Origin of the sequence: Streptomyces recifensis (assembly GCF_002154615.1) — a bacterium.
Lineage (GTDB): Bacteria > Actinomycetota > Actinomycetes > Streptomycetales > Streptomycetaceae > Streptomyces > Streptomyces griseoluteus.
In genome coordinates, this window is sequence record NZ_MUNH01000315.1 from 1 (window position 1) to 9,410 (window position 9,410).

Genomic DNA, 9,410 nt, shown 5'->3' on the forward strand with positions numbered 1-9,410 from the left:
GCGGGGGCGTACCGGGCGGCCCTCGCCGTCCTCGGGCACGGCCCAGGTGACCGACCAGTGCGGGCGCAGCCGTTCCTCGACCGGGCGGTCCGCGAGGAGGGCGGCGTCGAGCGGGCCGTGGGCGGCGACGGTGCGCCACCGGGTGGTGCCGTCGCGGGAGTCGTCCACGACGGTGACGGCGTCCTCGGTACGGCGGCGCAGGATGCGCGGCTCGCGTCCCTCCACCTCGATGACGACCTCTTCCAGGCCGGGCAGGGCCAGCAGCAGGGAGTCGTCCACGGCGTCGAGCAGCCGCTCGGCCAGGGAGGCGGCGGCCGCGTCGCGCAGCGGCAGGATGACGGCCGTGTCGTACGGGTCCGGCGCGGTGCCCTCGGCGGCGAACGGCAGCCTGAGCAGCGGGACGTGGCCGTCGCGGCGGCGCACCTCGTCGCCGAGGCCGGGGCTGTGCCGGGAGGTCTCCGCGGTCAGCTCGCGGGCCTCGGCCAGCGACCAGCGGACCCCGCCGTGCCGGCCGACCAGCGCGGGTTCGTCGGTCACGGAGAGCACGGCGGCGAAGCCGACGCCGAACCGGCCGACGGTGGCGTGCTCGTCGTACCGCTCCCGCTTGGCGGAGGCGCGCAGGGTGGACAGCGACTCGACTCCGGCGGCGTCCAGGGGCGCACCGGTGTTGGCCGCGATCAGCACGCCGTCGCGGAGGGTGAGCCGGAGCCGTCCGGGCGTGTCCGCCCGGGCGGCGGCGTCGGCGGCGTTCTGGGCCAGCTCCACCACGAGCCGGTCGCGGTAGCCGCCGAGGACGAGGTCCTCCTCGGCGTTGGCGTCCTCACGGAAGCGGGCGGGGCTGGTGGCCCAGGCGTCGAGGACACCGCGGCGGAGACGGGCGGTGCCGAAGGGGTCGGCGCCCTCGGCCGCCGGCCGCACGTACTTGCTCACGTTCACTCTCCATCATCGACGTGAGTTTGAAGGTACAGCGACCTGACGGTCCGTCCTTCGCGCGTACGCGCGGCGGGGTGCGCTACGAGTGGCCCAGTTCCGCCGCTTCGTCGTCGCCCTCGGCCGGAACCGAGCCGGAGTCGGCGGCCGGGCGGAGCGGGAACGGGTCGAGCCGGGTCTCGTCCACCACGGGCAGCGGCGGGCGGGGCGGGGTCGGCATGACGGCGGCCTCGGAGTGGGCGCCGCAGCCGTAGGAGAGGGAGACCACGCGGCCGTCGGCCGGGGAGAACTCGTTGCCGCAGATACCGAACGCCTGGCCCAGCGAGCCGCCGAGCGGGACGAGGAAACCGCACGTCGCGCAGGTGGCGGGGGCGGCCTGGGCCATGGCGGTCTTCGAACCGAACGCCTCCTCCCAGCGGTCGGCGGCGACATGCAGGCCGTAGCGGGACAGCACGCGGGCGCGGCGCATGCCCAGTTCCTCGGCGACCGAGGTGATCGAGCCACGCGCGGGCGGGCCGGCCTGGACGGCGGGGCTGCCCGGGACGACCTCGGCGTCCTCGCGCTCGGCCACCTCGCTCAGGCCCTCGGCCAGCGCGGAGTTCGGCGGCGGCTCCTCCTCGCCGGAGAAGCCGGGCTCCAGGCGCAGGTCCTCCTCGTCGGTGGGCAGGAGGTCGCCGGGGCCCAGGTCGCCGGGACGCAGCCGCTCGCTCCACGGCACCCACTCGGGGGCGAGGAGGGCGTCGCGGCCGGGCAGCAGCACGACCTCGTCCAGGGTGACGATCTTGGCACGGGAGGCGCGGGCCACGGTGGCGGCCCAGCGCCAGCCCCGGTAGCCCGGTTCCTTGCACTCGAAGAAGTGGGTGACCACGCGGTCACCCTCCGACACCACGCCGATGTGTTCCCCGACGACACCGGGAGCGGCCGCTTCCTCCGCTGCGGTGCGCGCGAGGTCGATCGCCTCGGCGCACAGGCGGTCAGGGGTGCGGCTTCGCGTGGTCGCTGCGCTCACAGGTATCGCTTCTCTCCTACGCCGTCTACGAGTGCGGATGCACTCCGGCGGTGAAGCGGACGGAGCGGACCTGTGGGCCGCATCGACGTCCGCGTCCGATCACGCGCGGGCGCACCTCTGCCATCCATTCTGCGTTATGGCTGAGATACGCACGCTACCCCGTCGCCCATGGTGGGGGACAGTCCGCGGCCACCCGGCGGGTTCCGGACAGGTGGATCTTCACGGGTCCGGGTCGACTCGCATGGCCGCAAACCGCCTATCGGACGGCCACTCGGGGCACTATGAAGCACGTGGCAGCCACGGACAGGGGGCGCGGTGGCGGCGGTTCGGGCCGCGTCGGCGGTGTCGTCCGCTCCGTCGGCCGTGCCCTGCACCTGCCGGTGACCGGCACGGCGCGCGGCATCCGGAAGGTCACGCACGCCCACGGTGCGGGCGAGTCGGGGCTCGGCAAGCTGATCGAGCTGCACGCGGTGAACGGTGCCGGGGACGTCCTGATCACCGTGGCGCTGGCCTCCACGGTCTTCTTCTCGGTGCCGACCGACGAGGCCCGTGGCCGGGTCGCGCTCTATCTCGCCATCACGATGGCGCCCTTCACCGTCCTCGCCCCCGTCATCGGCCCGCTGCTGGACCGGCTCCCGCACGGGCGGCGGGCCGCGATGGCCGGCGCGATGCTGGCCCGCGCGCTGCTGGCGCTGGTGCTGTCGGGCGCGGTGGCGAGCGGCGGCCTCGAGCTGTATCCGGCCGCGCTCGGGGTGCTGGTGGCGTCCAAGGCCTACGGGGTGGTGCGCAGCGCGGTCGTGCCCCGGCTGCTGCCGCCCGCGTTCTCCCTGGTCAAGGCCAACTCACGGGTCACGCTGGCGGGGCTGCTGGCCACCGGGGTGGCGGCGCCGATCGGAGCGGGGCTCCAGATGGCCGGGCCCCCCTGGCCGCTGTACGGGGCTTTTGTGATCTTCGTGGCCGGTACGTTCCTGTCCTTCTCGCTGCCCCGCACGGTGGACTCGGCCAAGGGCGAGGACGTGGCGCTGCTCGCGGCGGACGAACGGCATCTGCACGGGCCGCAACGTCGCCAACTGGCCAAGCGACCCGGGCTGCGGACGGTCGGTCCCGCCGTGACCCACGCGCTGGGCGCCAACGCGGCGCTGCGCTGCCTCTCCGGGTTCCTGATCTTCTTCCTGGCGTTCCTGCTGCGCGAGCACCCGCTGGCCGGACAGAGCGCGGCCGTCTCGCTGGGCATCGTCGGCGTGGCGGCGGGCGCGGGCAACGCGCTGGGTACGGCGGTGGGGGCGTGGCTGCGCTCCAAGGCGCCCGAGATCATCATCGTGACGGTGGTCGCCGTCGCCCTCGGCGCCGCCGTCGTGGCCGCGGTGTTCTTCGGCACCGTCCTGGTGGCCTGCCTCGCCGCCGTCGCCGGCTTCGCCCAGGCTCTCGGCAAGCTCTCGCTGGACGCCCTCATCCAGCGCGACGTCCCCGAAGCCGTCCGCACCTCCGCCTTCGCCCGCTCCGAGACCATCCTCCAGATGGCCTGGGTCTTCGGCGGGGCGGTGGGCATCGTCATGCCCCTCAACGGCACCCTCGGCCTGGCGGTGGCCGCCGCCCTGGTGGCCCTGGGCTGGCTGACGACCCTGCGGGGGCTGCTCGCGGCAGCGCGGCACGGAGGCCGGACGCGGCCACGGGTGGCCTGACGGAGCGGACGTGTCGTACCCCACGTGGACGCCCCGCGAGGTGTGCCCGATAGCCTTCGGGCATGACCTCGCTGCAATCCGCCCCGCGACGCCGCCGGGCGCTCGCCGCCGCCGGTGCCGTTTCCGCCGGACTGCTCGTTCTCTCGGCCTGTGACAAGCCGACGCCCGTCTCCACGGTCACCGTCGGGGACAGCTCGGTCAGTTCCGAGGCGCTCTGCTACAACGGCGACAAGACGCTGACCGCCAAGTCCCTCGCGGAGTGCGCGAAGAAGGCCGGCGACGAGAAGACGATCACGGTGGACCCGGACGGCGACACCGTTCGCGTCGGCGTCGACCCGAAGATCGCGGACGCGGGCTGGGTGCTGCTGGTCAACGGCCGCCAGTTCACCGACGTCAGCAAGAAGACGTACAGCACCATCCCCGGCAGCGCGTTCTTCAACGCGCAGTACGGCACCCAGGGCAACACCAACACGCTGTCCGTCCAGATGGGCACCGGTTCGTCGGCCAAGGGCCTGTGGAGCTACAAGCTCAAGAAGGCGACCTCCTGACGGAGGCTCCCGGTCCCGTGAACGCCCGTACGCGCGTCCTCGTCGCCACCGCCGTCCCGGCCGAACGGGACGCGGTGGCACGGGCGTTTCCGGGCGCGGCCGAAGAGGTACGGCTGCCCGGCGCGACGCTGCTGCGCACGGACGGCGGCCACGACCTGCTGGCCGCCGGTGTGGGCCCCGCCCTCGCCGCCGCCTCCACCGCCACCGCCCTGACCGCCGCCGCCCTCACGGGCACCCCCTACGGTCTGGTCGTCTCGGCCGGGATCGGGGGCGGCTTCCTGCCGGAGGCCCCCGTCGGCTCGCTGGTCGTCGCCGACGCGATCACCGCGGCGGACCTCGGCGCCGAGACCCCGGACGGCTTCCTGCCGGTCACCGACCTCGGCTTCGGCACCGTCACCCATCTGCCACCGAATTCACTCGTACGGGGAGTCGTCGAGGCTACCGGCGCCCGCCCCGGCACCGTACTGACCGTCTCCACCGTGACCGGTACCGCCACCCGCGCCGCCGCCCTGCGCGAGCGTCACCCCGGCGCGCTGGCCGAGGGCATGGAGGGCTTCGGGGTCGCCGAGGCGGCCGCCGCGCACGGCGTGCCGGTGCTGGAGATCCGCGCGGTGTCCAACCCGGTCGGCCCCCGCGACCGCGCCGCCTGGCGCATCGGCGACGCGCTCGCCGCCCTCGCCGGGGCCTTCGGGAAGCTCGCGCCCGCACTGGAGAGTTGGAACACGCATGACGACTGAGCCCCTGCAGATCGCGTACTCGCCCTGCCCCAACGACACCTTCGTCTTCGACGCTGTCGCGCACGGCCGCGTCCCCGGCGCCCCCGCGCTGGACGTGACCTTCGCGGACATCGACATCACCAACGGCATGGCAGAGCGCGGCGAGTTCGACGTGCTGAAGGTGTCGTACGCCGTGCTGCCGTACGTCCTGGACGAGTACGCCCTGCTGCCCTGCGGCGGCGCGCTGGGCCGGGGCTGCGGGCCGCTGGTGCTGACGCGGGAGGCGGACGCCGACCTGACGGGGCGCACGGTGGCCGTGCCGAGCGAGCGCTCGACGGCGTACCTGCTGTTCCGCCTCTGGGCCGCGGACACCCTCCCGGACGGGGTCGGGGAGATCGTGGTGATGCCGTTCCACGAGATCATGCCGGCCGTGCGGGACGGCAAGGTGGACGCCGGGCTCGTCATCCACGAGGCCCGCTTCACCTACCAGCAGTACGGGCTGCACAAGCTCGCGGACATGGGCGAGCACTGGGAGCGGACCACGGGGCTGCCGATCCCGCTCGGCGCGATCATCGCCAAGCGGTCGCTGGGCGCCGAAACGCTCCAGCGGCTCGCGGACGCCTTCCGCGCCTCGGTCCGGGCCGCCTGGGACGACCCGGAGGCGTCGCGCGGCTACGTCATGGAACACGCCCAGGAGATGGACCCGGCCGTCGCCGACCAGCACATCGGGCTGTACGTCAACGAGTTCACCGCCGACCTCGGCGAGGACGGGTACGCGGCGATCCGGGGCCTGCTGACGCGTGCGGCGGCCGAGGGCCTCGTACCGGCCCTCGGCCCCGAGGCGCTGGCGTTCCCCTGAGGGGCTGGTCAGACGTCGAGCTGGTCCGCCACGGCGCGCAGGAGACCGGCGATCTTCTTCCCCGAGGTGCGCTCGGGGTAGCGGCCCTTCTCCAGCATCGGCGTGATGTTCTCCAGCAGGGTCGTGAGGTCCTGCACGATGGAGGCCAGCTCGTCCGGCTTCTTGCGCTGGGCGGCGGCCACGGACGGGGTCGGGTCGAGCACGGTCACGGAGAGCGCCTGGTCACCGCGCTGGCCGGCCACGACGCCGAACTCCACGCGCTGTCCCGGCTTGAGCGCCTCGACTCCGGCGGGCAGGACCGAGGAATGGACGAAGACGTCGCCGCCGTCGTCGCGGGAGAGGAAGCCGAAGCCCTTCTCGCTGTTGAACCACTTGACCTTGCCGGTGGGCACGTCTGTCCTCGTCCTCGTACTCGTCGGGAAAAGCTGGGAAAGGGCTCGGTGTAGCACTGTGGCGGGTCGACCATGACCCGCCGACACCAAGGCTAATGGTCTTCGGGCGGGTGACAAGGTGCTCCCCGGTTGTTCTCTCGCGCTGGGAACTACCCTGGTCCGGTGCGTGACAAAACCCAAACGAATTCCGCCGGGCCCGGTGACGGACTGATCCGCGCCGGCGTCGTCATCTTCTTTCTCGGCGCCGTGGCCACGCTTGTCACGGTGGCCCCGCTCTTCCTCGGCAGCCATCCGTTCCCGACCTACATGTTCGGCCTGAGCATGCTGATGGCGGTCGGGTTCCTCGTGGCCGGGGCGGGAGTGCTCCGCTCGGTGGCGGCGGGTCGGCGCCAGGCGCGGGGCGCCGGCCGCTGAGGTTGGGCGTGGTCAGGGTGCGTCGGTTGTCTTTCGGCGTGCGGTTCGTCGTGGCTGGTCGCGCAGTTCCCCGCGCCCCCAGGAGGTCGGCACGGCCGGCGTAGTCCCGATTAGTGGCCCTGGACAGACGTCACGTGGGTGGTCAGCCAGGCGGGGAAGGCCGTCAGGTCTGTGAGGACCACGTCGGCGCCCGCTTCGCGGAGTTCCTCCTCGCCGCACGGGCCCGTCGCCACCGCCACCGACAGGGCGTCGGCGGCGCGGGCTCCCCGGATGTCGCCGGTGTGGTCGCCCACGTAGACGTGCGCGCCGTGTTCGCGGAGGGCCCGGGCCTTGTCCTCGGCCCAGAGGTCGCCGACCACGACGTCGGGTTCGATGCCGAGGTGGGCGAGGTGGAGCTTGGCGTTGGGCTCGTACTTGGCGGTGACCACCAGGGTGCGGCCCCCGGCGGCGCGGACGGCGGCGACGGCCTCGCGGGCGCCGGGCAGGGCGAGGGTGGGGTCGATGGCGTACTCGGGGTACATCGCCCGGTACAGGTCGGCCACGGCCGGGACGTCGGCGGCCGGGAACCAGTTCACCAGCTCCTGGGCGAGCGGCGGGCCGAGCCGCGTCACCGCGAGGTCGGCGTCCACAAACACCCCGGTCCGCTCCGACAGCGCGAGATAGCAGGCCCGGATGCCGGGCCGCGAGTCGATGAGCGTCATGTCGAGGTCGAAGCCGACGGTGGGCGCATACGCAGAGGACACGGCAGGCATGGCCGCCATTGTGCCCGGCCGGGGTCGCGGAGGGACGCGCCGGGTCCCGCTACCGCCTCCGCTGCGACCGCCAGAGCAGGAACAGCGCGGAACTCACCGCCGCCCCCCGCACCACCCACGGCCAGGTCCCGGCCAGCGCGTCGCCCATGTGTCCCTCGGCCACCGGTGTCCCCCAGTGCCCGGTGTTGCGCCCCCACAGGTAGGCCACCCCGGCCGCGAGGGCGAGCGCGGGCAGCACCAGCACCGCCCACTTGGTCTCGGCCGGGGTCAGCCGGCGGGAGCCGTAGGCGATGAGCCAGCCGAGGAGCAGCGCGTACCAGTTGCCCAGCACCGCCCCGGCCAGCAGCGCGGCGGCGCCCAGCAGCAGGAGCGGGTTGGTCCAGCCGGACCGACGGAGCGGGACGAACCGCCGGAACCGGGAGCGCGGGACCACCTCGACGGGCTCCGCCACGACCTCCTCCGGCTTCGCCTCCGCCTCCTGCCGGGGCTCCTTCGGGGGGCGCCGCAGCATCTCCGGGATCTCCACGCCGCCGACGAACCCCGGCACCGAGTCCGCGGCCGCCGCGCCGAACGGCCCGTCCGCCACCCGCCACCAGTCGGGCCGGGTCAGCGACTCGCCGAGTTCGTCGGCGGACGCGAGATGCGGCGGGGCGGCCCCCTCGGCCGGTACGGCGGGCCCCGGCTCGGCCGGGCGCGGCCGGGGCACGGCGGCCCGCAGCCCCTTGAGCCCCCTGGGCCTGCGCTCCGGCTTCTCCGGCTCCGGCTGCACGGGCACGGCGGTGGGCGGCGGCTGTGGCGCCGGGCCCTTCCCGCCCGCCGACCGCACCACGTCGTCCGGGCTGCCGAGCTGGTCCAGGATGCGGCGCACGGCGGCCGGGCTGTCCACCGTGGCGCGGGCCCGGTGCCGGTCGATCTCGTTGCGCAGCTCGGACACCAGCCGCATACGCGTGGACGACGGCAACTGCCGCTGCTGTGCCACGTCCCCGACACGGCTCAGATACTCGTAGACGACCTGGTCGCTCTCGATCCCCAACGGAAACCCCTCCGGGGCGACGGCGGTGGAACCCCGTGGAGGAAGGTAGCGCAGACCGCCACCAATCGGCCCACGCGGGCGGGGCGGCCCTCCGGGACCCTCGGCCGCCGCTTGCCCCAGCCGCTAACGTGGGTCAGATGAGCCCCGAGGCATCCTCAGCCCCCCGGTCCCTCGCGGAGGCACTCCGCTCGCGGGACGACGCCTCGCTGGCCGCGCTGCTGCGCGACCGACCCGACCTCGTCGCGCCCGTGCCCACCGACCTCACCCAGCTCGCCACCCGCGCGGGCACCCGTGCCTCGGTGCTGCGCGCGCTGGAGCACCTGGACCGGTTCGCCCTGCAGACGGCACAGGCGCTGGCCGTCGCCCCGGACCCGGCGACCTACGACACGCTGCATGGGCTGCTGGCCGGTGACGACGGCGACCCGGCCGTCACCGAGACCCTCCCCGCCACCGTCGCCGCGCTGCGCAGGCAGGCGCTGATCTGGGGCGACGACGACCGGCTGCACCTGGTCCGCACCGCCCGCGAACTCCTGGCGCCCTCCGCCCAGCATCCCTCCCCCACCGGGCTGGGCCCGACCGTGCGGGAGGCGACGTCGGGCATGTCGCCGGGGCGGGTGCAGCAGATCGTCAACACGGCGGGACTGCCCTCCACGCACGACCCGGTCTCCGCCGTCGCCGCGCTCACCGGCCTCTTCGCCGACCGGAAGCGGATGGACGCGCTGCTCGCCGGGGCCCCGGAGGCCGCCCGCGAGGTGCTGACCCGGCTGATGTGGGGGCCGCCGTACGGCCAGGTCACCGCCGACCCCGCCGTCCATCTGCGCTGGCTGCTCGACCGGGGCCTGCTGCTGCCGACCGCGCCCGGCACCGTCGTACTGCCCCGCGAGGTCGCGCTGCATCTGCGCGGCGGCCGGGCGCACCGGGTGCCCGAGCCGGTGCCGCCCGCCGTGGAACCGTCCGTGGCCCACGACCCGCGGATCGTGGACGCGACGGCCGCCGGGCAGGCGTACACCGCGCTCGCCACCGTCGAGGAGCTGCTGAAGCACTGGGACCAGGGGGGTCCCAGTGCTTCAGCAGC

The 9,410-nt window shown here is 74.4% G+C and carries 10 protein-coding genes and 1 pseudogene; 6 read left to right on the top strand and 5 right to left on the bottom strand.

Annotated features, from left to right (window positions below; genetic code table 11):
- Together CCN33_RS17630 and CCN33_RS17635 are read right to left on the bottom strand one after the other, a co-directional pair.
- Positions 1–930 (bottom strand): sacsin N-terminal ATP-binding-like domain-containing protein (locus CCN33_RS17630; protein WP_425275851.1); only part of this gene is annotated, 930 nt, incomplete at its 3' end.
- An 82-nt stretch (positions 931–1,012) separates the two neighbouring features.
- Entirely contained in the window at positions 1,013–1,939 is a 927-nt protein-coding gene (locus tag CCN33_RS17635; RefSeq protein WP_086694549.1) for a DUF3027 domain-containing protein, read from the bottom strand.
- Positions 1,940–2,220: 281 nt separating this feature from the next.
- On the opposite strand from CCN33_RS17635, the gene CCN33_RS17640 reads away from it, so the two are divergent.
- The 4 genes from CCN33_RS17640 (at position 2,221) to CCN33_RS17655 (ending at position 5,744) form a co-directional block, all read left to right on the top strand.
- Positions 2,221–3,621, top strand: coding sequence for an MFS transporter (locus tag CCN33_RS17640; RefSeq protein ID WP_086694550.1), 1,401 nt, complete (start codon positions 2,221–2,223; stop codon positions 3,619–3,621).
- Between the two features lie 62 nt (positions 3,622–3,683).
- Positions 3,684–4,169: a DUF2771 domain-containing protein gene (locus CCN33_RS17645; RefSeq protein WP_086694551.1), complete on the top strand. Its 486-nt coding sequence runs from the start codon at positions 3,684–3,686 to the stop codon at positions 4,167–4,169.
- Positions 4,170–4,186: 17 nt separating this feature from the next.
- Entirely contained in the window at positions 4,187–4,906 is a 720-nt protein-coding gene (locus tag CCN33_RS17650) for a futalosine hydrolase (protein ID WP_086694552.1), read from the top strand.
- Complete coding sequence (locus tag CCN33_RS17655) at positions 4,896–5,744, top strand: 1,4-dihydroxy-6-naphtoate synthase (protein WP_086694553.1); 849 nt, start codon at positions 4,896–4,898, stop codon at positions 5,742–5,744. The genes CCN33_RS17650 and CCN33_RS17655 overlap by 11 nt, the downstream gene beginning before the upstream one ends.
- An 8-nt stretch (positions 5,745–5,752) precedes the next feature.
- Here CCN33_RS17655 and CCN33_RS33545 read toward each other — a convergent pair whose 3' ends face one another.
- Positions 5,753–6,136: a cold-shock protein gene (locus CCN33_RS33545; RefSeq protein ID WP_086694554.1), complete on the bottom strand. Its 384-nt coding sequence runs from the start codon at positions 6,134–6,136 to the stop codon at positions 5,753–5,755.
- 162 nt (positions 6,137–6,298) lie between these two features.
- On the opposite strand from CCN33_RS33545, the gene CCN33_RS17665 reads away from it, so the two are divergent.
- Positions 6,299–6,550, top strand: a complete 252-nt coding sequence (locus CCN33_RS17665) for a hypothetical protein (protein ID WP_086694555.1) — start codon at positions 6,299–6,301, stop codon at positions 6,548–6,550.
- Between the two features lie 110 nt (positions 6,551–6,660).
- On the opposite strand, the gene CCN33_RS17670 is transcribed toward CCN33_RS17665, so the two are convergent.
- Together CCN33_RS17670 and CCN33_RS17675 are read right to left on the bottom strand one after the other, a co-directional pair.
- Positions 6,661–7,302: an HAD family hydrolase gene (locus tag CCN33_RS17670; RefSeq protein ID WP_086694557.1), complete on the bottom strand. Its 642-nt coding sequence runs from the start codon at positions 7,300–7,302 to the stop codon at positions 6,661–6,663.
- Positions 7,303–7,351: 49 nt separating this feature from the next.
- Positions 7,352–8,335 (bottom strand): chromosomal replication initiator protein DnaA, encoded by a 984-nt coding sequence (locus CCN33_RS17675; protein WP_086694556.1) that lies wholly within the window; start codon positions 8,333–8,335, stop codon positions 7,352–7,354.
- A gap of 137 nt (positions 8,336–8,472) precedes the next feature.
- Between CCN33_RS17675 and CCN33_RS17680 the strand changes: the two are divergent.
- A pseudogene (locus CCN33_RS17680) lies at positions 8,473–9,410 on the top strand (DNA-binding protein); the annotation flags it as partial.

Bases quoted from the DNA above. Each gene is read 5' to 3' on its own strand.
- CCN33_RS17640 (WP_086694550.1), top strand. From the start codon at position 2,221: ATGAAGCACGTGGCAGCCACGGACAGGGGGCGCGGTGGCGGCGGTTCG.
- CCN33_RS17645 (WP_086694551.1), top strand. From the start codon at position 3,684: ATGACCTCGCTGCAATCCGCCCCGCGACGCCGCCGGGCGCTCGCCGCC.
- CCN33_RS17655 (WP_086694553.1), top strand. From the start codon at position 4,896: ATGACGACTGAGCCCCTGCAGATCGCGTACTCGCCCTGCCCCAACGAC.
- CCN33_RS17670 (WP_086694557.1), bottom strand. From the start codon at position 7,302: ATGCCTGCCGTGTCCTCTGCGTATGCGCCCACCGTCGGCTTCGACCTC.